The 22,767-nt window shown below is 66.6% G+C and carries 25 protein-coding genes; 8 read left to right on the top strand and 17 right to left on the bottom strand.

Features of this window, described 5'->3' with window-relative positions; all coding sequences use genetic code 11:
- Nucleotides 1-44: 44 nt before the first annotated feature.
- The 4 genes from BIZ42_RS11260 to folB form a co-directional block, all read right to left on the bottom strand.
- A complete protein-coding gene (locus tag BIZ42_RS11260; protein ID WP_315985456.1) occupies nt 45-704 on the bottom strand; it encodes a hypothetical protein in 660 nt (219 codons plus the stop codon).
- 115 nt (nt 705-819) lie between these two features.
- Complete coding sequence (locus tag BIZ42_RS11255; protein ID WP_070426483.1) at nt 820-2,994, bottom strand: glycoside hydrolase family 3 N-terminal domain-containing protein; 2,175 nt, start codon at nt 2,992-2,994, stop codon at nt 820-822.
- A 138-nt stretch (nt 2,995-3,132) separates the two neighbouring features.
- On the bottom strand, nt 3,133-4,407 hold the full coding sequence (locus BIZ42_RS11250) for a mechanosensitive ion channel domain-containing protein (protein WP_070426482.1): 1,275 nt from the start codon (nt 4,405-4,407) through the stop codon (nt 3,133-3,135).
- A 26-nt stretch (nt 4,408-4,433) separates the two neighbouring features.
- Nucleotides 4,434-4,802 (bottom strand): dihydroneopterin aldolase, encoded by a 369-nt coding sequence (gene folB / locus BIZ42_RS11245; RefSeq protein ID WP_070426481.1) that lies wholly within the window; start codon nt 4,800-4,802, stop codon nt 4,434-4,436.
- 438 nt (nt 4,803-5,240) lie between these two features.
- Between folB and BIZ42_RS11240 the strand changes: the two genes are divergently transcribed.
- Nucleotides 5,241-5,849, top strand: a complete 609-nt coding sequence (locus BIZ42_RS11240) for a hypothetical protein (RefSeq protein ID WP_070426480.1) — start codon at nt 5,241-5,243, stop codon at nt 5,847-5,849.
- A gap of 24 nt (nt 5,850-5,873) precedes the next feature.
- On the opposite strand, the gene tsaD is transcribed toward BIZ42_RS11240, so the two are convergent.
- Entirely contained in the window at nt 5,874-6,899 is a 1,026-nt protein-coding gene (gene tsaD, locus BIZ42_RS11235; RefSeq protein WP_070426479.1) for a tRNA (adenosine(37)-N6)-threonylcarbamoyltransferase complex transferase subunit TsaD, read from the bottom strand.
- 167 nt (nt 6,900-7,066) lie between these two features.
- On the opposite strand from tsaD, the gene rpsU reads away from it, so the two are divergent.
- Entirely contained in the window at nt 7,067-7,282 is a 216-nt protein-coding gene (gene rpsU / locus BIZ42_RS11230) for a 30S ribosomal protein S21 (protein WP_002808376.1), read from the top strand.
- Nucleotides 7,283-7,418: 136 nt separating this feature from the next.
- Nucleotides 7,419-7,865, top strand: a complete 447-nt coding sequence (locus BIZ42_RS11225; RefSeq protein ID WP_070426478.1) for a GatB/YqeY domain-containing protein — start codon at nt 7,419-7,421, stop codon at nt 7,863-7,865.
- A 69-nt stretch (nt 7,866-7,934) separates the two neighbouring features.
- Here BIZ42_RS11225 and BIZ42_RS11220 read toward each other — a convergent pair whose 3' ends face one another.
- Nucleotides 7,935-8,870 carry a hypothetical protein gene (locus tag BIZ42_RS11220; protein ID WP_235318883.1) on the bottom strand — a complete coding sequence of 312 codons (936 nt, stop codon included), beginning with the start codon at nt 8,868-8,870 and terminating at the stop codon, nt 7,935-7,937.
- 147 nt (nt 8,871-9,017) lie between these two features.
- Between BIZ42_RS11220 and BIZ42_RS11215 the strand changes: the two genes are divergently transcribed.
- From BIZ42_RS11215 to BIZ42_RS11200, 4 genes are all read left to right on the top strand, one after another.
- Nucleotides 9,018-9,932, top strand: a complete 915-nt coding sequence (locus BIZ42_RS11215; RefSeq protein ID WP_019185984.1) for a YihY/virulence factor BrkB family protein — start codon at nt 9,018-9,020, stop codon at nt 9,930-9,932.
- Between the two features lie 63 nt (nt 9,933-9,995).
- Complete coding sequence (dnaG, locus tag BIZ42_RS11210) at nt 9,996-11,726, top strand: DNA primase (protein ID WP_019185985.1); 1,731 nt, start codon at nt 9,996-9,998, stop codon at nt 11,724-11,726.
- A 74-nt stretch (nt 11,727-11,800) separates the two neighbouring features.
- Complete coding sequence (locus BIZ42_RS11205) at nt 11,801-12,271, top strand: sulfur transferase domain-containing protein (protein ID WP_070427512.1); 471 nt, start codon at nt 11,801-11,803, stop codon at nt 12,269-12,271.
- A 52-nt stretch (nt 12,272-12,323) separates the two neighbouring features.
- On the top strand, nt 12,324-13,322 hold the full coding sequence (locus tag BIZ42_RS11200) for a bile acid:sodium symporter family protein (protein ID WP_019185987.1): 999 nt from the start codon (nt 12,324-12,326) through the stop codon (nt 13,320-13,322).
- 53 nt (nt 13,323-13,375) lie between these two features.
- Here the strand turns inward: BIZ42_RS11200 and BIZ42_RS11195 are convergent, their stop codons facing one another.
- The 5 genes from BIZ42_RS11195 to BIZ42_RS11175 all read right to left on the bottom strand — a co-directional run bounded on the left by BIZ42_RS11195 (nt 13,376) and on the right by BIZ42_RS11175 (nt 17,723).
- Nucleotides 13,376-14,167 (bottom strand): calcium-binding protein, encoded by a 792-nt coding sequence (locus tag BIZ42_RS11195; RefSeq protein ID WP_237393597.1) that lies wholly within the window; start codon nt 14,165-14,167, stop codon nt 13,376-13,378.
- A 98-nt stretch (nt 14,168-14,265) separates the two neighbouring features.
- Complete coding sequence (gene cyoE / locus BIZ42_RS11190) at nt 14,266-15,159, bottom strand: heme o synthase (protein WP_046272851.1); 894 nt, start codon at nt 15,157-15,159, stop codon at nt 14,266-14,268.
- Nucleotides 15,160-15,163: 4 nt separating this feature from the next.
- A complete protein-coding gene (locus tag BIZ42_RS11185) occupies nt 15,164-16,375 on the bottom strand; it encodes a COX15/CtaA family protein (RefSeq protein ID WP_019185990.1) in 1,212 nt (403 codons plus the stop codon).
- 10 nt (nt 16,376-16,385) lie between these two features.
- Nucleotides 16,386-16,961, bottom strand: a complete 576-nt coding sequence (locus BIZ42_RS11180) for a hypothetical protein (RefSeq protein ID WP_070426476.1) — start codon at nt 16,959-16,961, stop codon at nt 16,386-16,388.
- A 27-nt stretch (nt 16,962-16,988) separates the two neighbouring features.
- Nucleotides 16,989-17,723 (bottom strand): SURF1 family protein, encoded by a 735-nt coding sequence (locus tag BIZ42_RS11175; protein WP_070426475.1) that lies wholly within the window; start codon nt 17,721-17,723, stop codon nt 16,989-16,991.
- Nucleotides 17,724-17,780: 57 nt separating this feature from the next.
- Here BIZ42_RS11175 and BIZ42_RS11170 point away from each other — a divergent pair, with 57 nt between their 5' ends.
- Nucleotides 17,781-17,999: a twin transmembrane helix small protein gene (locus BIZ42_RS11170; RefSeq protein WP_019185993.1), complete on the top strand. Its 219-nt coding sequence runs from the start codon at nt 17,781-17,783 to the stop codon at nt 17,997-17,999.
- A gap of 40 nt (nt 18,000-18,039) precedes the next feature.
- On the opposite strand, the gene BIZ42_RS11165 is transcribed toward BIZ42_RS11170, so the two are convergent.
- The 6 genes from BIZ42_RS11165 to BIZ42_RS11145 form a co-directional block, all read right to left on the bottom strand.
- Nucleotides 18,040-18,915 carry a cytochrome c oxidase subunit 3 gene (locus BIZ42_RS11165; RefSeq protein WP_019185994.1) on the bottom strand — a complete coding sequence of 292 codons (876 nt, stop codon included), beginning with the start codon at nt 18,913-18,915 and terminating at the stop codon, nt 18,040-18,042.
- Nucleotides 18,916-18,935: 20 nt separating this feature from the next.
- Nucleotides 18,936-19,526, bottom strand: a complete 591-nt coding sequence (locus BIZ42_RS11160; RefSeq protein WP_019185995.1) for a cytochrome c oxidase assembly protein — start codon at nt 19,524-19,526, stop codon at nt 18,936-18,938.
- Nucleotides 19,523-19,657 carry a hypothetical protein gene (locus tag BIZ42_RS19940; RefSeq protein WP_257785228.1) on the bottom strand — a complete coding sequence of 45 codons (135 nt, stop codon included), beginning with the start codon at nt 19,655-19,657 and terminating at the stop codon, nt 19,523-19,525. Before BIZ42_RS19940 ends, BIZ42_RS11160 begins: the two co-directional genes overlap by 4 nt.
- A gap of 8 nt (nt 19,658-19,665) precedes the next feature.
- Nucleotides 19,666-21,276, bottom strand: coding sequence for a cytochrome c oxidase subunit I (gene ctaD, locus BIZ42_RS11155; protein ID WP_019185997.1), 1,611 nt, complete (start codon nt 21,274-21,276; stop codon nt 19,666-19,668).
- 64 nt (nt 21,277-21,340) lie between these two features.
- Nucleotides 21,341-22,276, bottom strand: a complete 936-nt coding sequence (gene coxB, locus BIZ42_RS11150; RefSeq protein WP_070426474.1) for a cytochrome c oxidase subunit II — start codon at nt 22,274-22,276, stop codon at nt 21,341-21,343.
- A gap of 11 nt (nt 22,277-22,287) precedes the next feature.
- Nucleotides 22,288-22,764 carry a DUF2244 domain-containing protein gene (locus BIZ42_RS11145; protein ID WP_070426473.1) on the bottom strand — a complete coding sequence of 159 codons (477 nt, stop codon included), beginning with the start codon at nt 22,762-22,764 and terminating at the stop codon, nt 22,288-22,290.
- Nucleotides 22,765-22,767 lie beyond the last annotated feature (3 nt).

Below are 22,767 nucleotides of genomic sequence, written 5' to 3'. Positions count from 1 at the left end.
CGGCAGCCTGCACACCTCAACGCGCGTTCAAGCGCTGCACGTGCTTACTGGATGGTTACGACCTTGACCTCGGTGCGGCTGCACGCCTGATCCAGGCACGCGCCGTTGAGCCAGACCTGGCCGTCGCCGATCATCACGCCCTGCTGGTTGACCATGACGTCGTCGAACTTCTGCGCGGCGATGGCCTTGCGCACGGCCGGGGTCAGGATGCGCTCGTAGTTGCGCTGGAACTCGCCGGGGCCGGTGATCCTGGCGCCATTGGCGATGTTCAACGGGAAGCGCACTTCCTCGACCACGGCCGCGCGATCGCCGCCGTTGACCGCCTTCTGGAAGGCATTGAACACAGCTTCGTACTGGGCCGCGTCGCCAAGCACCTGATCGATGCGTTGGCGGACATCGCCGGTGCCAGCGCTGTTCGGCGCGGCAGGTGTGGCGGCGGCGTCCGCAGCAGGTGTCGTGGCACCGCCAGCGGAAGGCGCGTCGGCATCCGGCGCGGGGCTGCCGGCCGTGACCGCATCCGGCGACAGGCCCGAGGACGGCACGGTGTCACCCGGCGTCGGGCGGCCTTCGGGAATGGCGGTGGCCGGGCCCTGGGCGGGATCCGCAGCGGCGGTGTCAGCCGGCGGCGGCGACGACGGGCTGCAGGCGGCCAGCCACAGCGGGCTGGCCAAGGCCAGCAACAAAGGAGTACGGGACAGGCGCATGGGTGGCTCCATCGGTTTCACGGGGAGCCAGCGTACCCGCCGGAACGTCAGCCGCCGATGATGGATACGGTAGTGCCGGCCGCTGGCCGGCACTACCGGGTGAAGCGAGGCCGGCTCAGGCAGCCAGCAGCTCGAAGATCACCGGCTCGCCGCTGACCGACGAGGCGCACACCCACAGCTCGAACTGGCCCGGCTCGGCGCGGAACACGCCATCGCGGCCGGTGAAGCCCAGTGCATGGCGATCCAGGGTGAAGGTCACCTCGGTGCTCTGGCCCGGCTGCAGCGCGATCTTGTCGAAGCCCTTCAGCTCGCGCACCGGCCGCACGCGGCTGGCCACGCGATCGTGGATATACAGCTGCACCACTTCCTCACCTGCCACCGCACCGGTATTGGTCAGCGTGGTGGTGATGGTCAGGGTGTCGTCCCAGCCCAGCTGCGCGTTGCTCAGCTGCGGCACGCCATAGGCGAAGGTGGTGTAGCCCATGCCGTGGCCGAACGCGTATGCCGGCTCGTTCGGAATTTCGCGCCAGCGGGCCTTGAACTCCGACATGGTCGGCAGTTCCGGGCGACCGGTGCGCGGGTGGTTGTAGAAATACGGCTGCTGGCCCGACACCTGCGGGAAGCTCACCGGCAGGCGGCCGGACGGGTTGTAATCGCCGAACAGCACATCGGCCACGGCGTGCCCGGTCTGGGTGCCCAGGTACCAGGTGATCGCCACGGCATGGGCATTGCGCACCGCCCCCTGCAGGGCCAGCGCGCGGCCATTGCGCAGCAGCACGACCAGCGGCTTGCCGGTCATCGCCACCGCTTCGGCCAGCGCCAGCTGTGCCGGCGGCAACGTGATCTCCACGCGCGACTGCGCCTCACCGCTGTAACGCTGCGGTTCGCCCAGGGCCAGCACCACCACGTCGGCACGCAGCGCGGCGGCCACGGCCTGTTCGATGCCGTCCTGCACGGCGGCTTCCAGATCACAGCCCGGCACGATTTCCAGCAGTGCTTCATCGCTGATCGCCGCGCGTACGCCGGCTTCCAGGGTGACGTAGCGCGACTTGTCGCCGAACAGCGTCCAGCAGCCTTCGATGTTGTCGCGATCCTGCACGAACGGCCCGATCAGCGCGATCTTCTGCCCAGCCTTCTTCAGCGGCAGCACCGACTCGGCGTTCTTGAGCAGCACGATCGAACGGCGCGCGGCATCGCGCGAGAGTTCGTCATGCGCGGCGATATGCGAGGTGTCCGCTTCGCGCGCCAGATCCAGCGAACGGTACGGGTCGTCGAACAGGCCGATCGCTTCCTTCAGGCGCAGGATGCGGCGCACCGACTCGTCCAGCGTGGCCATCGGGACTTCGCCGCTCTCGATCAGGCCCGGCAGGTGTTCGGCATAGAAGCCGCTCTGCATGCTCAGGTCCAGGCCGGCGGTGAAGGCCTTGGCGGTGGCGTCGCGGTCATCGGCGGCGTAGCCGTGCGCGACCAGTTCCATGTCGGCGGTGTAGTCGGAGATCACCACGCCCGGGAACTTCCACTCCCCGCGCAGGATGTCGGTCAACAGCTCGGCATTGGCGCTGGCCGGCACGCCGTTGATGTCGTTGAAGGAGGACATCACGGTCAGGGCACCGGCTTCGAAAGCGGCCTTGAACGGCGGCAGGTGCACGTCGCGCAGGGTCTGCGGCGAGATGTCGACCATGTTGTATTCCATGCCGGCCATCACCGCGCCGTAGGCGGCGAAATGCTTCGGGGTGGCCAGCAGGGCATCGGCGGCGCGCAGGTCCGGGCCCTGGAAACCGCGCACGCGGGCGGCGGCGAACGCACAGCCCAGCACCACGTCTTCACCGGCGCCCTCGGCGCCACGGCCCCAGCGCTGGTCGCGGGCGATATCCACGGCCGGCGCGTAGGTCCAATGCAGGCCGGCTGCCGTCGCTTCCACCGCGGTGGCGCGGGCGGTGCGCTCGGCCAGGTCCGGTTCGAAGCTGGCGGCCTCGCCCAGCGGGATCGGGAATACGGTGCGCATGCCGTGGATCACGTCCGCGGCCAGGATCACCGGAATCTTCAGGCGGCTTTCTTCCAGCGCGACCTGCTGGATGCGGCGGCCGGCTTCCACGCCCACGCCATTGAACAGCGAGCCCACCTTGCCCTCGCGCACCTGCTGCAGCACCTGGTCGGCATTGCTGACGTTGGCTTCCGGATTCACATCCGGCGCGAACGGGCGGACCATGTCGGCGAACACACCCAGCTGGCCGACTTTTTCTTCGACGGTCATCTGGGCAATGAGGGTTTCGATACGATCGGCGGCCACCGGCTGTCCTTATGAAAACGTTTACAAGCCCGGGATTCTAGCGTTCCCGAGGCCGTTGTGAATGACTTTTGCGTTCATTTTTCTTCCCCGGAGGGAAGACCCCCGCCACCGCACGGGCAGCGACGGGGGCACAGGAGCTTACTCCGCAGCGGCCAGGCGCTGCTGCCCCGCCATCAACATGGCGTCGCTGGATTCCTGGAAAACCCGCAGCCCGAAGGTCGGGAGGATCGCCAGCAGGTGATCGAACACGTCCGACTGCACGCCCTCGTACTCGCCCCACGCCGTGCTGCGGGTGAAGCAGTAGATCTCCAGCGGCAGGCCCTGGGTGGTGGGCTGCAGCTGCCGTACCAGCAGGGTCATTTCGGTATGGATGCCCGGATGGTGCTGCAGGTAGCGCTCGACATAGGCGCGGAAGGTGCCCAGGTTGGTCACCCGGCGCGCGTTGACGGCGGCCACGCCCTTGGCCTGGAGGTCGGCGTTGTACTGCTGCAGCTCGGCCTGCTTGCCGCGCAGGTAATCGCCCAGCACCGCGAACTGCTCCAGCTCGGCCAGCATCGGCGCATCGACGAAGCCGACACTGTGCTGGTCCAGGTACAGCGAGCGCTTGATCCGGCGCCCACCCGCTTCCTGCATGCCACGCCAGTTCTTGAACGACTCGGTCACCAGCTTCTTGGTCGGGATGGTGGTGATGGTCTTGTCGAAGTTCTGCACGGTGATGGTGTGCAGCGCGATATCGATCACGTCACCATCAGCGTTCTGGCTCGGCATCTCGATCCAGTCGCCCAGCCGCACCCGGCCATCGCCGCTGATCTGCACGCTGGCCACCAACGAGAGGATGGTGTCCTGGAAGATCAGCATCAGCACCGCGGTGGCCGCACCCAGGCCGGTGACCAGCGGGCCGAGCTTCACGCCCAGCAGGGTCGCCACGATCGACAGGCCGGCGATCACGAAGACGATGATCTTCACGACCTGCAGGTAGCCCTTGATCGGCTTGTTGCGCGCATCCGGGCGCCGCTCGTACAGATCGTTGGCGGCATCCAGCGCATGCGAGACGGCCAGCGCCACGGTCAGCACCGCCCACGCCCGGCAGGCGCCGATCACGAACGCCACCAGCTCCGGCGGCAGGTCCGGCACGATCCGGATGCCGGCGGCGATGACCATGCTCGGCACCACGTTGGACAACCGCGAAATCACCCGCAGGTTGTTGCCGCCTTCATTGCCGGCGCTATGGCCAGGCAGGCGGCTGACCAGCTTGCGCAGGCCGCGCAGCAGGATCTTCTTGGTGACGAAGTTGGCCAGCCAGGCCGCCAGGGCCAGCGCTGCCAGCACCAGCAGGGTGTAGGCCCAGGGCCAGGGTTCCAGGGTCTGCTGGACACTGTCCAGCCATCGGGTTGCCACTACCGCATCCAACATCGTGTATCGATCTCCTAATCGGGGTATCAGGGCGTTGCCAGGTCCTGCGCGCTGCGCTCGATGATCACGCCGACCGCGCGCGCACCGCGCACCGCGCCGGGCTTGCTGAGCTTCAGGCGCAGCCATTGCACCTTGAATTCACGCAGCACGATCTCGGCGATGCGCTCGGCCAGCGTTTCGACCAGGCCATAGTCCGAGTCACGCACGAACTGCTCGATGCGCTTGCTCACGGCTTTGTAATTGAGGGTATCGGCGATGTCGTCGCCGGCCGCCGGACGGCGGTTGTCGAAGCCCATTTCCAGATCGAAACGCAGGGTCTGGCGGATCCGCCGTTCCCAGTCGTAGATCCCGATCAGCGCATCGATCTCGAGCCCCTCGATGAATACCTTGTCCATAGCCATGCCACGTGGAAGATGGCGACCATGGTAACGGGGCTGTCCGGAATGTGCCGGGAATCGGGGTCGGCGGGCGTCCGCGCCGGTGCCGGAAAAGACAAAGGGTCCCGCGCGGGACCCTTTGCTTACCACCACTGTCCCCGGGGGAGATGGGCTTACCCATCAGCTGATCCCGGTGGCACACGCGGCAACGGTACCGGTGTTGCCAAATAGGGTCAACGGTCTGAATCCGGATTTATGACGTAGTGCTCAGCCCCCTTGGAACTCGGTAGATCATTGATCCGATAAGTGTTTTCGATAGATCAAACCTGCCACGACTGACCGACTTCCCTGATACCGCGCGCGACAGCCACCCTCTACGGTGGAGGCCCATGGACCCCGCAAAGCTCTGACGTGCGCGATCAGCACCTGATTCACCGCTCATTCTCCGCAGCACGCATGACAACGTATGAAGAAGCCGTCGCACACGCCCGACTTCGCACCCATCCATTCGAGCTGTATCGATGGAACATGAGGGTCAGCGGCGCGTTTTTACTGCCGCTCCATACCTGCGAGGTCGTCATCCGCAATGCGGTGGCTGAAGCGGTAGCCCAGCAGCATGGTGCACTCTGGCCATGGCAGGAAGGGTTCCGTACCAGTCTTCCCGGCGGCACAGCGCGCTACAACGCGCGCGAAGAGTTGCGCCGCGCAGCGTCGAAGCACACGTCAACGGCGGCCGTTATCGCCTCGTTGAGATTCGCGTTCTGGCAGCACCTGTTTACCCAACGATTCGACAGGACGCTATGGTCCAAGACCCTGAGGCGCGTCCTTCCAGGCGCGGATCCGGACGTACCCGGGCACCTTGTGCGCGCGCAGCTGCACGGCAACCTCGAACAGGTGAGGCAGCTGCGCAACCGGATTGCGCATCACGAACCGATCTTCGCGCGTGACCTTGCGCTGGATCTGGCCACGATTGGACGAATCGTCCAGATGCGCTGCGCCCATATCGAGCGGTGGATGAACCGGCATGAGTCGGTGACATCATTGCTGAAGCGGAGGCCGGTCTGAGTCGTTGCCGACGCTCGGCCAACCTCACACCGCCGGCAGCGTCGCCATGTCCCAACGTGGGGTGACCTGCACCTGCGGCGGGGTGTGCTGGCCCGCTTCCAGACGCAGGGCGCCGGCGAAGGCGATCATCGCGCCGTTGTCGGTGCACAGCGCCGGGCGCGGGAAGCAGGCGCGGCCACCGCGGCGGGCGGCCATCTGCTGCAGCTTGGCGCGCAGGCGCTTGTTGGCCCCGACGCCGCCAGCCACCACGATCACATCGGTGCCCGCCGCATCCAGCGCGCGTTCGCACTTGATCGCCAGGGTGTCGACCACCGCATCTTCAAAACCGCGCGCGATATCGGCGCGGGTCTGCTCGCTCTGGTCGCTGTCGCGCCAGGCCAGCAGGACCTGGGTCTTCAATCCGGAGAAGCTGAAATCCAGCCCGGGGCGGTCGGTCATCGGCCGGGTGAACTTGAACCGGCCCGGCGTGCCGCGCTCGGCCAGGGCCGCCAACTGCGGGCCACCGGGGTACGGCAGGCCCATCAGCTTGGCGGTCTTGTCGAAAGCCTCGCCGGCGGCGTCGTCCAGGGTTTCGCCGAGCAGGCGGTACTGGCCGATCCGGTCCACCGCCACCAGCTGGGTATGCCCGCCGGACACCAGCAGGGCCACGAACGGCGCCTGCGGCGGGTCGTCTTCCATCAGCGGGGCCAGCAGATGCCCTTCCATATGGTGGACCCCGACCGCCGGCACCTCCAGCGCCCAGGCCAGCGAACGGGCCACGCCCGCCCCGACCAGCAGCGCGCCGACCAGGCCGGGGCCGGCCGTGTAGGCCACCCCGTCGATGTCGGCCACGGTCATGCCGGCGTCGGCCAGGGTCTGGCGGATCAGCGGCAGCAGCTTGCGCACGTGGTCGCGGCTGGCCAGCTCGGGCACCACCCCGCCGTACTCGGCGTGAAGGGCGATCTGGCTGTAGACCGCGTGGGCGCGCAGGGCGTCGATCCCGGACAGGGAGGTGTCATACACCGCCACGCCGGTCTCATCGCAGGAAGATTCGATACCAAGGACTCGCATAACGGGTATTATGGACCTCTTCAGGCCCCGGCAGACGTACGCTGGCCTGTCTCAGCATCACCCGTGGCCAAGAAGTTCGCCGGGGTGGGTTGCAACTTCTTTTCTCGCCGCTATAATGTGCGGCTCTCACCGGGCGTGACCCGGTTCTACTGTGTCCCGGAGATTCCATGCCCAGCGTTAAAGTCCGCGAGAACGAGCCCTTCGAGTTTGCGCTCCGTCGCTTCAAGCGCACCTGCGAAAAGGCCGGCGTGCTGGCCGAAACCCGCAAGCGCGAGTTCTATGAAAAGCCGACCCAGGAGCGTAAGCGTAAGGCTGCCGCTGCTGTGAAGCGTCAGCTGCGCCGTTCGTCGCGCGACGTTACCAAGCGTCAGCGCCTGTACTGATCGGACGCAACTTCGATACGGCGGGCCCTGGCCTGTCGTGACGGAGCCGAAGCCGGAACGCGCGAGCGTTACCGGCTTTTTGCGTTCCAGCGCTTCGGCGCCCCGCTTCCCATTTCCACCGACACGAGGTGTTCCCATGAGCCTGAAGCAGCAGCTCACCGATGACATGAAGGCCGCCATGAAGGCCGGCGAGAAGCACCGCCTGGGCGTGATCCGCCTGATGAACGCCGCGATCAAGCAGCGCGAAGTCGATGAGCGCATCGAGCTGGACGACGCCGCCGTGCTCGCCGTGCTGGAAAAGATGGTCAAGCAGCGCAAGGACTCGGTCACCCAGTTCGAGGCCGCCGGTCGCGAAGACCTGGCCGTGATCGAGCGCGAGGAAATCGTGGTCATCGACCAGTACCTGCCGGCCAAGCTGGGCGAAGCCGAGATCGTGGCCGCCATCCAGGCCGCCATCGCCGAAACCGGCGCGACCACCCCGGCCGACATCGGCAAGCTGATGGGCGCGCTCAAGCCGCGCCTGGCCGGCCAGGCCGACATGGGCCTGGTGTCCAAGCTGGTCAAGCAGCAGCTGGCCGGCTGATCCCGCCGCCACGCCGCCGATGAAAAGGCCCGCATTTCGCGGGCCTTTTCAGTTTCAGCAGGTCCGCTGTCAGGAGGCCTGGCGGCAATTGCGCAGTGTCATCGAGCTTTCCTCGATCGAACTGATCTCGCCTTCCAGCTTGGCCCAGTCGCGCTCGCGCAGCATGGTGAAGTTGGCGGCCTGGTCGGACGCGAATTCGCAGCGGATGGTGTAGTTGTTGTTGTTGTAGCTGTCGCTCTGGCGGACGCGCAGCAGGCCGCGGGTTGGCGTGACCAGATAGTTGATCGAGCCGATGTCACCAGGCTTGGTCGAGTACGTGTTGGGATTGACGGTATAGATCTGGCCATCGATCTGGTAGCGCCGCCCCACATACTTGGCGTACAGCGGCAGGAACGTGGCCGAACGGTCGCCCTTGTCTTCCTTGTTGGTGGTGGTACCCAGCATCAGGTCCTTGAAGGCACCGGCACTGCGGTACAGGGCCATCGTGTCTTTGACTTCCTTGCCCATCATCTTGGACAGATCCGGGGCCGCCACGGCCTCCATGGCCGGCATCGGGTACTGGGTGCGTCCCGCTGCGGCAACCGCGTCGCCCTGGCTGCCCGCCTTGAGCTTGTCCAGCATCCCGCACATCGACTGCTTGGCCGCCGCCGGCTCGACCGACTGGCCCCGGGCCAGCTTGGTCGCCAGGGTGACCCGACCGGTACGGTCGGCGGTGCCCACCAGTACCAGCGGGGTGCGCAGCCCTTTGCGCTGGATCAAGTACTGGTCGCCGGTATCGCCCTGCACCAGCTGACCGGCGACTTCGAATTCGTCATCGCCGCCAATCTTGCGCAACTGGTCCAGCGCGCTCTGCACCTTCAGCCCCGGTACGGTGACATCGGCCATGTAAAGCGCACCGTTGCGCGCGTCCCCTACCGTCTTGAAGGCCTTGTCGCAGGCCCCGGCGGCCATCGCCGGACCTGCGGCCGCCAACAGCGCCATCGTCGTGTAGACCATTCCTTTCATGAAGCGTCCTTTCTGCTGTGAAGGTGGAAAACCGGGAAAAAGGATAGCGCGATATCCGTCAAGGTCACGCCGTGACCGGACCGCTTCACCCGGCGCACCCCGGCCATTTGCTAGAACAGGGGCCTCGCTCCCGACCCGACGCCGTCCATGCACCAACCGAGCCCCTCCCTGTCCAAGGTCCGCAAGCACATGGCGCGGCTGGAGAAGAGCTTTCCCGCCGTACTGGTGCGCCGTTTCATCGATGCGGACGTGATGACCCAGGCCGCCGCGCTGGCCTTCTATGCCCTGCTCTCGATGGCGCCGCTGCTGGTCCTGCTGCTGTGGCTGACGGCCTCGCTGTATCCCCCGGCGCAGCAGGCGCTGCTGGGCCAGATCAACGATGTGGCCGGCACCAGTGCCGCCTCAGTGGCCGAAACCGTCCTCAGCAACGCCAACAACCAGCCGGACATCGGCACGCTGGCGGGGGTCTGGAGCACCTTGTTGCTGTTCATCGGCGCCACGGCGGTGTTCGCCCAGCTGCAGAACGCCCTGAACCTGATCTTCAACACCAGCGGCGAGCGCCTGGATGGGATCGTGGCGTGGCTGCGCAAGCGCGTGTTCTCCTTCGGCGTGGTCCTGGCGCTGGGCTTCCTGCTGATCCTGTCGATGACCGCCACCACCATGCTGCAGGTGGTCTTCGCGCACCTGCCCTCGGTCCTGCCGGCGATCGGCTATCTCACCAGCCTGGCGCTGTACACGGTGGGCTTCGCCTTCCTCTACCACTACCTGCCCGACCGCCGCGTGGCGTGGCGACAGGCCTTCATCGGCGGTGCGATCACCTCGGCGTTGTTCGCGCTGGGCCGTTATGGCATCGGCCTGTACATCGCCACCGTCGCACCGGGCAGCGCGTATGGCTCGATGGGCGCCCTGGTGATCTCGCTGGTGTGGATCTACTACGCCACCGTGGTGTTCTTCGTCGGTGCACTGATGACCTCGGTGATCGATGAGCGCCTGCGCGCCCATGCCGTCCTCGCCCAGGCCGGTGTCGCGCCGCCGAAACCGGGCGAAACGGCCGGCAGCTAGTAGACTAGCGGCACCCCCGCTTCCGCGCGTGGCCGTGACCGGCCATGCCCCCGCCTGCTGCCCATGGCCCGTATCCCCGACGCATTCATCGACGACCTGCTGGCCCGCTCCGACATTGTCGAGGTGGTGGGCAGCCGCGTGCCGCTGAAGCGCCAGGGCAAGGAATACGCCGCACGGTGCCCGTTCCATGACGAGCGCTCGGCCTCGTTCACGGTCTCGCCGACCAAGCAGTTCTATCACTGCTTCGGCTGCGGCGCGCATGGCACGGCGATCAGTTTCCTGATGAATTACGACCGCCTCGAGTTTCTCGACGCGGTTGATGAGCTGGCCAAGCGCGTGGGCATGGAAGTGCCGCGCGATACCCAGCCGCGCACCGCCCAGCAGCAGGACGACAGCCGCGATCTGTACTCGGCCCTGGATGCGGCCACGCGCTTCTTCCAGACCGCGCTGAAGGGCAGCGACAAGGCGCGCGCCTACCTGGACCAGCGCGGTGTCGATGAAGAGAACCGCGAGCGCTTCGCCATCGGTTACGCACCGGACGGCTACAGCGCGTTGAAGGACGCGCTGGGCAAGGACGAGCGCCGGATGAAGCTGCTCGACCGCGCCGGCCTGTTCTCCAAGAACGACCGCGGCCACGTCTACGACAAGTTCCGCGACCGCGTCATGTTCCCGATCTTCGACCGCCGTGGCCGCGTGATCGCCTACGGCGGTCGCGTGATGGAGAAGGACGACGGCCCGAAGTACCTCAACTCGCCCGAGACCGCGCTGTTCCACAAGGGCCGCGAGCTGTACGGCCTGTGGCAGGTACGCCAGGCCAACCAGAAGATCGAGCGGCTGATCGTCGTCGAGGGCTACATGGACGTGGTCTCGCTGTTCCAGTTCGGGGTTACCCAGGCAGTGGCCACGCTGGGCACGGCGACCACGCCGGACCACGCCGAGCTGCTGTTCCGCAACGCGCCGGACGTGTTCTTCTGCTTCGATGGCGATGCCGCCGGCCGTCGCGCCGGCTGGCGTGCGCTGGAGTCGGTGCTGCCGCGCATGAAGGACGGCCGCCAGGCATTCTTCCTGTTCCTGCCCGACGGCGAGGACCCGGACACGATCGTGCGCAAGGAAGGCCGCGAGGGCTTCGATGCCCGCCTCCAGCAGGCCACGCCGCTGTCGCAGTTCTTCTTCGATGAGCTCACCCGTGAGGTCAACATGGGCACGCTTGACGGCAAGGCACGCCTGGCCGAACGGGCCAAGCCGATGCTGGCACAGATTCCCGATGGCGCCTTCGGCGACCTGATGAAGCAGCAGCTGACCACGCTGACCGGCCTGGGTGCCAAGCCCAGCGCATCCGCGGCTCCTTCGCGGCCGCCACAGCGCGCGGTCGCACCGGCACAGCGCCGCAGCCTGGTGCGTGCGGCCATCGCGATCCTGCTGCAGCAGCCCTCGCTGGCGATGACCCTGGAAGGCCACCACTTCACCGGCCTGCGCCTGCCCGGCATCGAACTGCTGACCGAACTGCTGACCCTGGTCGAGCAGCGCCCGGACATCAGCACCGGCGCGCTGCTGGAGCACTTCGACGGGCGCGAGGAACAGGACGCGCTGCACAAGCTGGCCGCACAGACCCTGCCCGGCGACGAGGCGATGTGGACCCAGGAACTGCATGACGCCGTGGCCCAGCTGGAGAAACAGCTGTTGATGCAACGTCTGGATGAGCTTCAGGCAAAGCAGAGCCAGCAGGGTCTGGACGATACTGACAAGTACGAGCTGCGCGAACTGCTCAAGGCGCGCAGCACCCTCCGCTTCTGACCGACGGAGCCGCCGTGGCATCCCACATCGCACGTTCCACCGCACCGATCGTCCGCTGGCTCCGCGCTGGCGTCATGGCCGCGCTGTTCGCGCCGTGCCTGCCCACCTGGGCGGCGGAACTGCCATTCGCACAGCCACGGCCGCAGCTGTACACCGCCGGGCAACCCAGCGCTGCCGATCTGCAGCAGGCGGCCGCGGCCGGGATCACCACCGTCATCGACCTGCGCCAGCCCGATGAGGCGCGTGGCTTCGATGAAACCGCCGCGGCCGAGCGCCTGGGCCTGCGCTACGTGCGCATTCCCGTTGCGGGTGCCGCCGGCCTGACCGACGCCAACGCGCAGGCGCTGCGTACCGCCCTGGCGCAGAGCCAGGGCCCGGTGCTGCTGCACTGCGCCTCCGGCAACCGCGCCGGTGCATTGCTGGCCGTGCTGGAGGCGCATGACGGTGCCTCGGTGGACCAGGCGCTGCAGTTCGGCCGCGAGGCCGGCATGACCTCGCTGGAAGCGCCGACCCGTGTCCTGCTGGAGCAGGACGCCGCGCGTTGACCCCGCTCTTCTTCTCCCGCCCACTTCCCTGCTCTACAGGAGCCTGCCCACCATGACCCGCTGGTGGTCGCGCCTGCGACCGGACAACTTCACCCTCGCCCTGCTCTGCACCGTGCTGCTGGCGTCCTTCCTGCCGATGCACGGCGCCGCCGCGATGGTCCTGGACGATGTCACCGACGTCGCCATCGCCGCACTGTTCTTCCTGCACGGCGCACGCCTGCCGCGTGAGTCGATCGTCGCCGGCCTGCTGCACTGGCGCCTGCACCTGACCATCCTGGCCTGCACCTTCGTGATGTTCCCGTTGCTGGGGCTGATGTTCAAACCGCTGGATGGCTGGCTGCTCACCCCCGAGCTGTACATCGGCGTGCTGTTCCTGTGCGCGCTGCCGTCCACTGTGCAGTCCTCGATCGCATTCACCTCGATCGCCCGGGGCAACGTTCCGGCGGCGGTGTGCAGCGCCTCGCTGTCGAGCATCCTCGGCGTGTTCCTGACCCCGCTGCTGCTGGCCCTGCTGGCCGGCACCGAAGGCGGCATGCACAACCCCGGCCAGGCCATCGTCAGCATCATGCTGCAGCTGCTGGTGCCGTTCGTGGCCGGCCACCTGCTGCGGCCCTGGATCGCCCGCTGGGTCGAAAAGCAGCGCGCCCTGCTGCGCTACACCGACCAGGGCACGATCCTGCTGGTGGTCTACTCCGCCTTCGGCGAAGCGGTGAGCGAAGGGCTGTGGAGCAAGACGCCGCTGCTGTCGCTGCTCAGTGTGGCCGTGGTGGCAGCAGTGCTGCTCGGCATCGCGATGCCGCTGATCCGCTTCATCGCGCGCCGGCTGGGCTTCAACCGCGAGGATGAAATCACCATCCTGTTCTGCGGCTCCAAGAAGAGCCTGGCCACCGGCGTGCCCATCGCCAAGGTGCTGTTCGCCGGCGGCAGCCTCGGTGCGATCGTGCTGCCGATCATGATCTATCACCAGATCCAGCTGATCGTCTGCGCGATGATCGCGCAGCGGTATGCGCGTGATCCAGTGGAACCGACGCCCGTCACCCGGCAGGACTGAGGCGGCAATACTGCAGCCTGCGCGGCCTCGTCACGCAGGCCGCAGAGCCAGCCCTAGGGCGCCGTCAGCGTGCCGACGCTGAGTCCGGGCAGGAAGACCACCAGATCGTACTGCCGATCCTGGTCAGCACTGAGTTCGGGATCACGTGGTGCGCGCTCGATCAGCGGCAGCGCGCGGCAAGGCTGCACGCAGGCCCAGAAATGACCGCGCAACGCCTCCAGGCGCACGCTGTACAGCGGCAGATCCAGCAGGTGGGAGGCCATCGTGCGCTGCTGCATCTCCGGTGGCGCATCTGCGGGCGGGCTGCGCATCGCATGCACGTTGCCGGTCAGCACCAGCATCCGGGCGCCGGGCGGCAGCGCGTTGAACTGCTGGTGCAGATGCGTGGCCATGGCAGCGTCGCGCGCTTCGTTGCCGTTGGACGCTCCGCTCTCCACGTCATAGCCGGCGACGCCCACATTGCGTCCCTGCGCGCGCAGCGATCGAATGGATTCGATCAGGTCGAGCATGTCCCGGCTTCGCCGTCCGTCATGCTGGTTATCCTTGACGGACCAGAACGGGGTGGTCCGCAGTGCTTCACGCGCATCAGGATCACCGTTGGAGCGCAGGTAGCGCGCGAGCGCGACGTTCTCGCTCATCGGCATCTCCAGTCCCAGCCGAACCGCGGCGTTGTCGCGGCTGTAGCGCTCCACCAGATCGGCCACGAGCCGCGGCGTTTCAGCGGTGCCGTGGTATTCGCCGAGTACGATCAGGCGCGCATCGCCTGCATGCTGGATGATCTGCGCAGCCGTGTCCTCCACTCGCGTTACCGGTGCCGGTGCCGCATTGGCCGCACCCAACGCCATCCCGATCACCCACCCTGCCATCCAACGCCATCGCTTCATACCGTCACTCCCTGTTCGGTACAGAGGCAATGGCGACGGCGAATCACCGATTCAAGGCGTTACTGCAACCAGGGCAGCATCCAGTGGTCCACCATGAGGAAGGCGAACAGCGCCATCAGGTAGACGATGGAGTAGCCGAACATCTTCATCGAGAAGATCTCATCCGGCGGATTCAGCATGCGCCAGGCGTACCAGAGGAAGACCGCGTTGAGCACGATCGCGCCGCCGAGATAGAACATGCCGCTCATGCCGAACACGACCGGCAGGATGCTGACGATGGCCAGGGCGATCGAATAGACCATGATCGACTTGCGGGTATACGCCACGCCATGGGTCACCGGCAGCATCGGGATCTCCGCCTTGGCGTAATCCTCGCGACGGAAGATCGCCAGGGCCCAGAAGTGCGGTGGGGTCCAGATGAAGATGATCAGCACCAGCAGCGATGCGTAGGCCCAGTCCCACGGGCCCTGCATGCCGGTGATCGCGGCCCAGCCGAGCATCGGCGGGGTGGCGCCGGCAAGGCCACCGATGACGATGTTCTGCGAGGTCGCGCGCTTGAGGTACACGGTGTAGATCACCGCGTACCCGATCAGCGAGGCAAAGGTCAGCACCGCGGTGATGACGTTGACCCAGACCACCAGGATCGTCATCGACAGCGCGATCAGGAGGCCGGCGAACACCAGCACCTGCCACGGCTTGACCTTGCCCACCACCAGTGGGCGCCACGAGGTGCGCGCCATCTGTGCATCGATGCGCGCGTCCAGCAGCTGGTTGATCGCCGCGGCGGCCGAGGCCGCCAGCCAGATGCCAAGGAAGCCGAGCGCGCCGTCCAGCGCCTGCTGCGCGGTCGGCAGCCCGGGGATGGCCAGGAACATGCCCACCAGCGCGGTGAACACGATCAGGGCGACGACCTTGGGCTTGGTCAGATCCCAGTACTGACGATAGCTGGCCATGCCGTCAGCCCGCCTGCACGGCAGGGGAAGCAGCGCTGGCCTTGCCGCCCTCGGCATCCGGCGCGCGCAGGCGCGCCAGCAGCGTCACCAGCACGAACAGCAGCGCCACCGCGCCACCGCTGTGCGCGACGGCCACTTCCAGCGGCACCGCCAGCTTCACGTTGAGGATGCCCAGGGTGATCTGCAGCACCACCAGCAGGCCCAGTGCGCTCGCCCAGCCGCGCATGCTCGGCAGGCGGAACAGGCGCACCGAGAGCCACAGCAGGTACACGGCCACCACGATCGCCATCATCCGGTGTGCCATCTGGATCGCGATGCGCGAGGCGCCATCCAGCACGCCCCCTTCGTAATCCACGCCGATGCCGCGCCACAGGGTGAAGCCTTCCTTGAAGTCATGCGGCGGCCACCATTGGCTGACGCAGCGCGGGAAGTTGTCCAGCGAGGCGCTGCCGCCACCGCAGGCGAGTGCGGCGTAGTTGGCACTGACCCAGCCGCCGAGGGCGATCTGCGCGACCAGCACGGCCACGCCGGCACGGATCAGCCATTTCAGCTTGGGCGCTTCGGCCAGGGTGATCGGCATGTGCGTGGCGCGCCACGCCATCCACACCAGCAGGCCGAACATCAGCATGCCGCCAAGCAGATGGCCCATCACCACGATCGGCTTGAGCAGCCAGGTGACCGTCCACATGCCTAGCAGCGCCTGGAAGATGACGACCGCCAGCGTCAGCAACGCGGCGCGGGCCAGGTCGATATTGGTCCAGCGCAACGCGGCGATCAGCAGGATCGCCTCGCCGATCAGGGCGATGATGCTCGCCGGGACGTGCATGCCCATCATGTACAGCGGTATGCCGGTCGCCACCAGCACACAGGCGGTGATGACCGCAGTGCTGCCCCAGCGACGGCGGCGCGTAGCCAGCAGCGCCAGGGTGAGGATCTCGATACCGAGTGCGCCGGCCAGGAAGCGGTGCACCTGTTCGCGCCACGCCTTGTGCGTTTCCAGCGGGCGGATCTTGGCGGCCTCGTGGCCGATCACTTCCTCGGCGTGCTGCGGCCAGGTGACACGGCCATAGCAGGTCGGCCAGTCCGGGCAGCTCAGGCCCGCATCGGACAAGCGCACGAACGAGCCGAACATGATCGTGCTGGCCGTCATGATCAGTGCAAACCACGCCAGACGGTGGAAATTGCGGTGAAGCACCGGGCGTGCGGAGAGGCTCATCGAACAGAACTCACTTCAGTTTCAGCAGCGTGGCCAGGTCTTTGCGCAGACCGGCCATATCGAATCCCGGCGCGTACCGCATGATCACGAAACCGTTGGGATCGATCACATACACAGGCGTGCCGGCGGCGTCATCCACGGCGGGCAAAGCGGCACGCAGGTCCGGTTGGGCGCGCAGCGCGCGCAGTGCGGGCATGCCCCGGACCTCGGCCGGCGGCGTGCCCAGCCACAGGATCTCGACATTATCGGCGTTATGGCCGAACAGCTGCCACACCTTGCCCAATCCCTGCGACAAAGTGACGCACTCGCTGGTACAGCTGGCAGACGGGGCCACCAGGATCCGCCAGGTCCGTTCGTTGGGATTCCACGGGTACGGCTGGCCGTCGGCCAGGGTCGGCGGCAGCGCCCGCAGGTCCGCCGGCGGCTGCAGCAGTTGCCCGGTATTGCGGTGCGCGGTGGGCTGCCAGCCGGAGAAGCGCAGCACGCCCGCCAACGCCATGGCGCCGAAGAACACGCCGAACAGGGCGATCAGGGTCCAGCGGCCGCGTGAACGGGACGGCAGCCGTGCCGGGGAAGTGGCATTCATGGGCGGCATTTTCTCATGTTGAGCCGGTCAGCGCCGGGAAGTGCCACGCCGGCGGCGATGGCGTCGGAATTCCAGGACCAGCGCGACCACCAGCACGGTCAACGCCAGCCCGAACCATTGCACGGCATAGCCCAGATGGCGACTGGGCGGCAGTGTGTTGGGCAGCAGCTCCAGATCCCGCGCATATCCGCCTGGCAGCGCAGGGTCCAGCCGCAGCACGCGCACCTGCAGGCTGCCCGGCGGCAACGACAGCGCGCGCGCCATCTCTTCCGGTGGCATCCGGCTGGCCAGCCATACGCCCGGCTGCGGCGCGGGCGACAGCGCCGGGCCCAGCGCCAGGCCGGTAGCCGGCGGCGGCGCCAGCAGGCCGCTGAGGGCCGTGGGGCCGCTATGCGGGGTGATCGGCGGGATCACACGATCCGGCGGCATCGGCAGCCAGCCCAGGTCGATCAGCACCCGTGCGCCGTCATCACTCTGGAACGGTTGGTAGACCTTGATCCCGGCCCGGCCATCGCGGGTCTGGTTGTCGAGCAGCAGCGTACCCGGCAGGAAGCGGCCCCGGTCCTCCACCCAGCGCAGCACCGGCGGTGCCGCCAGCGCCTGGCGCAGCGTGAGTGACTGCGCACGCGCCGGCACCTGCTGGGCCAGCAGCGCTTCTTTTTCATGCATGCGCTGCAGTTGCCAGCGGCCGAGCTGGCAGAACGCGAGGATGACGAGTACCGCGGCGATCCAGCCGATCAGGCGTGTGTGCTTGCGCATCATGACAACGCCGGCAAAACGCGGTGATATAGGCGCACCCGCCACGCCATCGAGCCGCGCATGAATGATTCGTTGAAGACCCTGCTGGTAATCGCGTTTCTGATCGTCATCGTCTGGAATCTGGGCGCCGGGCTGTATTACCTGCTGGTCGATCGCGGCCAGACCAAGCGCACCGTCAATGCCCTCACCCGCCGCATCGCGGTGTCGGTGGCGCTGATCGTGCTGGTGGTCATCGGCATCTACAGCGGTTGGATCAAGCCCCACGGCATCGGCGGCTGAAGCCGCACCGGCGTCGATGCGGCAGGACGTCGCACCGACGCTACAGCACGTAGACGAACAGGAACAGCATCAGCCACACCACGTCGACGAAGTGCCAGTACCACGCGGCGGCTTCGAAACCGAAATGGTTGTCGCGGGTGAAATGCCCCTTCGAGGAACGCAGCCACATCACCGCCAACATGATCGTGCCGAGCAGCACGTGCACGCCGTGGAAGCCGGTGAGCATGAAGAACGTCGAGCCGTAGATGCCCGAGCCCAACGTGAGGTTGAGTTCCTTGTAGGCGTGGATGTACTCCTCCGCCTGCAGGGTGAGGAAGCCCAGGCCGAGCAGCACGGTGATGCCCAGCCAGACCAGCAGCTGGCGCCGATGCCCGGCCTTGAGCGCGTGGTGCGCGATGGTCAGGGTGACACCGGAGGTCAGCAGGATGAGCGTGTTGATCAGCGGCAGGCCCCAGGCCGGAATGGTCTGGAAATGCCCGCCGATCGCCCCGGGGCCGTTGGTGGGCCACGCCGCCGAGTAGCCATCCCACAGCAACTCGTTGGTCATCACGCCGTCGCCCGCGCCGCCCAGCCACGGCAGGCCCAGGTTGCGGGTATAGAACAGCGCGCCGAAAAATGCGCCGAAGAACATCACTTCCGAGAAGATGAACCACACCATCCCCATCCGGAACGAGCCGTCGACCTGGCGGTTGTAGCTGCCGGCCTGCGATTCGCGCACCACGTCGCTGAACCACCAGAACAGGGTCAGCACCAGCATCGCGATGCCCGCGTAGAAGGTCCACTTGCCCCAGCTGGAATCATTGAGCCAGCTGGCCACGCCGACCATCGTCACCATCATCGCGATGGAACCGATGAACGGCCATTTGCTGTGCGTGGGCACGAAGTACACGTTCGCATCGGGGCTTTGCTGGGCCATGGTCTTGGGTCCGGTCCGGATCAGGGAGCTGCACGCGCGCCGGTCGGCAGGCTGGCCGGGGCCAACTGCGCGGACAAAGCGTCGTTCTTGTAGAAGGTGTAGGACAGGGTGATCGTGGTGATGTTGGCCGGCAGGTCGGGATCGACGATGAAGCGCACCGGCATGTCGCGCTTCTCGCCGGCTTGCAGCGTCTGCGCGGTGAAGCAGAAACACTCGGTCTTGCTGAAGTAGCCCGACGCCTTGGCCGGTGCCACCGAGGGCACCGCGCTGCCGACCAGCGCGCGGTCGCTGTCATTGCGCGCGTAATACAGCGCTTCGTTGAGCTCGCCGGGCACCACGTCCATCGTCAGCTGTTCGGGATGGAACGCCCACGGCAGCTTGGAATTCACACCGCCATCGAATTCCACCCGCACCGTGCGCTTGCCGGTGGCGGCCGCCGTACCCGCCGCCGCGCCCGGGCCACGTTCCAGGCGCACGCCGAACACCTTCTCGCAGGCGATGCGGTACAGCGGCACCAGCGAGAAGGTCAGCACGAACACCGCCAGGGCCACCCCGATCAGGCGGGGCAGGCCCGCATGACGTGCGGGCGGAGCCGGGCGCGGATCGCTCATCGCCCGATCACCCCGCTGAGGATGAAGCCGGCATAGACCATCACCGCGACGATGCCGACGGCCCACGCGGTGCGGTGCGCGCGGCGGCGTTGCAGGGCCTGCTCATCCGGCGTGCGGGTGGTGGTGGTCATGAGCGGCCTCAATGGGTGATGTCGTCATGGGCCAGATCACCCGGACGGATGGTCGGCGGCGTGGTGAACGTATGGGCCGGCGCGGGCGAGGGAATCGTCCACTCCAGGCCACGCGCTCCTTCCCAGCAACGGTCGGCGGCCTTCGCGCCGTGGCGCAGCGAATGCCACAGGATCGCGGCCATCATGAAGGGCGTGACGAACATGCCGAACGCACCGATCGAACTGATCAGGTTCCAGTCGGCGAAGGCCACGCTGTAATCCGGAATACGCCGCGGCATGCCGGCCAGGCCGAGGAAGTGCTGCGGGAAGAACAGCAGGTTCACGAACACGATCGACCACCAGAAGTGCACCTTGGCCCAGGTTTCGCTGTACATGCGCCCGGTCCACTTGGGCCACCAGTAGTACACCGCGGCGATCAACCCGAACACCGCGCCGGTGACCAGCACGTAGTGGAAGTGCGCGACCACGAAGTAAGTGTCGTGGTACTGGAAGTCGGCCACCACGATCGCCAGCATCAGGCCGGAGAAGCCACCGATGGTGAACAGGATGACGAAGGCCACCGCCCACAGCATTGGCGCTTCGAACGTGAGCGAGCCACGCCACATCGTGCTGACCCAGTTGAACACCTTCACCCCGGTCGGGATGGAGATGAGCATCGTGGCGAACATGAAGTAGATTTCGCCGCCCAGCGGCATGCCCACGGTGAACATGTGGTGGGCCCAGACGATGAAGGACAGGAAGGCGATCGCGGCGATCGCGTAGACCATCGCCTGGTAACCGAACAGCGGCTTGCGGCTGAAGGTGGGGATGATCTCGCTGACCACGCCGAACGCCGGCAGGATCATGATGTAGACCTCCGGGTGCCCGAAGAACCAGAAGATGTGCTGGTACATCACCGGGTCACCGCCACCGGCGGCATTGAAGAAGCTGGTGCCGAAGAACTTGTCGGTGAGCAGCATCGTCACCGCGCCGGCGAGCACCGGCATCACCGCGATCAGCAGGAACGCGGTGATCAGCCAGGCCCAGCAGAAGATAGGCATCTTCAGCAGATCGATGCCGGGGGCGCGCATGTTGAGCACGGTGGCGATGATGTTGATCGCGCCCATGATCGAGCTGATGCCGGCCACATGGATGGCGAACACGCTGAAGGCCACGTTGTAGCCGCCCTGCAGCGACAGCGGCGGGTACAGCGTCCAGCCACCGGCGGGGGCGCCGCCCGGCAGGAACAGGGTCAGCAGCAGCAGGCTGAAGGCCACCGGCAGCAGCCAGAACGACCAGTTGTTCATGCGCGGCAGGGCCATGTCCGGCGCGCCGATCTGCAGCGGGATCATCCAGTTGGCCAGGCCGACGAAGGCCGGCATCACGCCACCGAAGATCATCACCAGCGCATGCACGGTGGTCATCTGGTTGAAGAACTCGGGCTTGACGAACTGCAGGCCCGGTTGCGCCAGCTCAGCGCGGATGATCACGCTCATCGCCGCACCGATGATGAACATGATGAAGCTGAAAAGCAGGTAGAGCGTGCCGATGTCCTTGTGGTTGGTCGAAAAGAACCAACGCTCGAAGAACCCCTGCTGATGCCCGTGATGCCCGTCGTGGTCAACTGCGGAATGCGCCATCGCAACTACACCTCACTGTATCCGGTGGTACCCGCATCCGCCGGTTGGCGGGCGCGGCTCGATTTCAGCCGTTGCTGTCTGTTGCTGCCGCGGCCGGCTCGCTGGCCGGTGCCGGAGTGGCCTCGGCCGGGGCAGCCGGCGCAGGGGCCGGAGCGGCCTCCGGTGCAGGGGCCGGCGCAGGCTTCCTGGAGGCGAGCCATTTCTGGTAATCCTCCTTGGAGACCGCCTCGACCACGATCGGCATGAAGCCGTGATCCTTGCCACACAGTTCGGCGCACTGACCGCGGTACACGCCGGGCTGCTCGATGTTGGTCCAGGCCTCGTTGATGAAGCCGGGAATCGCATCCTGCTTCCAGCCCAGCGCCGGCACCCACCATGCATGGATGACGTCGTCGGAGGTGATTACGAAGCGCACCTTGGTATCGACCGGCAGTACCAGGCGGTTGTCGACATCCAGCAGGTAATGCGGATGGCTGTCGCGGGTCGGCACCACGCCACTCTGGCGGACACGGTCGGACTCACGGTCCAGGCGGCTGGTGAAGCTGACGTTCTCGCCTAGGTATTCGTACTTCCACATCCACTGATACCCGGTGACCTTGACGGTCATTTCCGAATCGCGGGTGTCGTAGAACTTGATCAGATTGGCCGTGGCCGGCCAGGCCATCACCACCAGGATGATCACCGGGATCACGGTCCAGATGACCTCGGCCTTGGTGTTGTGGCTGAAGGTGGCGGCGACCGCGCCCTTGGATTTGCGGAACTTGAAGATCGCGTAGAACAGCGCGCCGAATACCAGCACCCCGATCACGGTACAGACCCACAGCGAGAACAGGTTGGACTCCCACGCCAACCGCGAGCTCTGGGTCACCCCCTTGCCCATGTTCAATTGCCACGGTTTGGGGTCGGCCGTCTGGGCCCACGCCATGGCCGGCGCCAGCAGCGCGGCCCCGCTCAACACTGACTTCCCGAACGTCCTGCCCCACTTTCTGCATTGCTTCATTGCCTAGACCCTTAGCGTCGTCGGTTGCGGCCGTCATTGGCCGCGAGCAAGCCTTCTAGTTTCTGAGCCAGTACCTGGCGTTCGGCCGGTGCGAGGAAGCTCCCCACGTCCACCTGCCTACCGCTGGATGCCAGCCGGACCCTGCGTTCGTCGGCGATCAGCCTCACCCAGTGCGGGTGGGCGCTGAACACCGGCGAATGCCCGGGTGCGGGAATCACTTCCACGCACGCCGGCACTACCCGGATCTCTTCCTGCCGTTCTCCACTGCGCCACACCGTGCGCAGCGCCACTGCCAGCAACACGCTGTACAGCAGAGCAAACACGGGGGCGAATACGTTGCCGGTGAACCAGCCCAGGCCGGCCGCCAGCCACATCACCCCCGCCAACACTGCAAACAACAGGACGAACTGCCGGGCATCGAGCGCCCGTGGGGGACGCAGCCGCAGTTGCGTCCCTGATCCGTCCGGAGCGATGAGCACCTCGATCATGTC

The organism is Stenotrophomonas sp. LM091 (assembly GCF_001806305.1).
Lineage (GTDB): Bacteria > Pseudomonadota > Gammaproteobacteria > Xanthomonadales > Xanthomonadaceae > Stenotrophomonas > Stenotrophomonas bentonitica_A.
The sequence above is the reverse complement of the archived record's forward strand: the minus strand, read 5'-3'. Positions and strand labels throughout refer to the sequence as shown.

What these genes read in the sequence shown, in the direction of transcription:
- BIZ42_RS11145 (WP_070426473.1), bottom strand. Translation starts at nt 22,764, where the DNA reads ATGATCGAGGTGCTCATCGCTCCGGACGGATCAGGGACGCAACTGCGG.
- coxB (WP_070426474.1), bottom strand. Translation starts at nt 22,276, where the DNA reads ATGAAGCAATGCAGAAAGTGGGGCAGGACGTTCGGGAAGTCAGTGTTG.
- BIZ42_RS11170 (WP_019185993.1), top strand. Translation starts at nt 17,781, where the DNA reads ATGAATGATTCGTTGAAGACCCTGCTGGTAATCGCGTTTCTGATCGTC.
- BIZ42_RS11185 (WP_019185990.1), bottom strand. Translation starts at nt 16,375, where the DNA reads ATGAGCCTCTCCGCACGCCCGGTGCTTCACCGCAATTTCCACCGTCTG.
- folB (WP_070426481.1), bottom strand. Translation starts at nt 4,802, where the DNA reads ATGGACAAGGTATTCATCGAGGGGCTCGAGATCGATGCGCTGATCGGG.
- rpsU (WP_002808376.1), top strand. Translation starts at nt 7,067, where the DNA reads ATGCCCAGCGTTAAAGTCCGCGAGAACGAGCCCTTCGAGTTTGCGCTC.
- BIZ42_RS11240 (WP_070426480.1), top strand. Translation starts at nt 5,241, where the DNA reads ATGACAACGTATGAAGAAGCCGTCGCACACGCCCGACTTCGCACCCAT.
- BIZ42_RS19940 (WP_257785228.1), bottom strand. Translation starts at nt 19,657, where the DNA reads ATGACCACCACCACCCGCACGCCGGATGAGCAGGCCCTGCAACGCCGC.
- BIZ42_RS11215 (WP_019185984.1), top strand. Translation starts at nt 9,018, where the DNA reads ATGCACCAACCGAGCCCCTCCCTGTCCAAGGTCCGCAAGCACATGGCG.
- BIZ42_RS11220 (WP_235318883.1), bottom strand. Translation starts at nt 8,870, where the DNA reads ATGAAAGGAATGGTCTACACGACGATGGCGCTGTTGGCGGCCGCAGGT.
- cyoE (WP_046272851.1), bottom strand. Translation starts at nt 15,159, where the DNA reads ATGGCCAGCTATCGTCAGTACTGGGATCTGACCAAGCCCAAGGTCGTC.
- BIZ42_RS11180 (WP_070426476.1), bottom strand. Translation starts at nt 16,961, where the DNA reads ATGAATGCCACTTCCCCGGCACGGCTGCCGTCCCGTTCACGCGGCCGC.
- tsaD (WP_070426479.1), bottom strand. Translation starts at nt 6,899, where the DNA reads ATGCGAGTCCTTGGTATCGAATCTTCCTGCGATGAGACCGGCGTGGCG.
- BIZ42_RS11205 (WP_070427512.1), top strand. Translation starts at nt 11,801, where the DNA reads ATGGCCGCGCTGTTCGCGCCGTGCCTGCCCACCTGGGCGGCGGAACTG.
- BIZ42_RS11175 (WP_070426475.1), bottom strand. Translation starts at nt 17,723, where the DNA reads ATGATGCGCAAGCACACACGCCTGATCGGCTGGATCGCCGCGGTACTC.
- BIZ42_RS11225 (WP_070426478.1), top strand. Translation starts at nt 7,419, where the DNA reads ATGAGCCTGAAGCAGCAGCTCACCGATGACATGAAGGCCGCCATGAAG.
- BIZ42_RS11200 (WP_019185987.1), top strand. Translation starts at nt 12,324, where the DNA reads ATGACCCGCTGGTGGTCGCGCCTGCGACCGGACAACTTCACCCTCGCC.
- BIZ42_RS11160 (WP_019185995.1), bottom strand. Translation starts at nt 19,526, where the DNA reads ATGAGCGATCCGCGCCCGGCTCCGCCCGCACGTCATGCGGGCCTGCCC.
- BIZ42_RS11195 (WP_237393597.1), bottom strand. Translation starts at nt 14,167, where the DNA reads ATGGCGTTGGGTGCGGCCAATGCGGCACCGGCACCGGTAACGCGAGTG.
- BIZ42_RS11165 (WP_019185994.1), bottom strand. Translation starts at nt 18,915, where the DNA reads ATGGCCCAGCAAAGCCCCGATGCGAACGTGTACTTCGTGCCCACGCAC.
- ctaD (WP_019185997.1), bottom strand. Translation starts at nt 21,276, where the DNA reads ATGGCGCATTCCGCAGTTGACCACGACGGGCATCACGGGCATCAGCAG.
- BIZ42_RS11250 (WP_070426482.1), bottom strand. Translation starts at nt 4,407, where the DNA reads ATGTTGGATGCGGTAGTGGCAACCCGATGGCTGGACAGTGTCCAGCAG.
- BIZ42_RS11260 (WP_315985456.1), bottom strand. Translation starts at nt 704, where the DNA reads ATGCGCCTGTCCCGTACTCCTTTGTTGCTGGCCTTGGCCAGCCCGCTG.
- dnaG (WP_019185985.1), top strand. Translation starts at nt 9,996, where the DNA reads ATGGCCCGTATCCCCGACGCATTCATCGACGACCTGCTGGCCCGCTCC.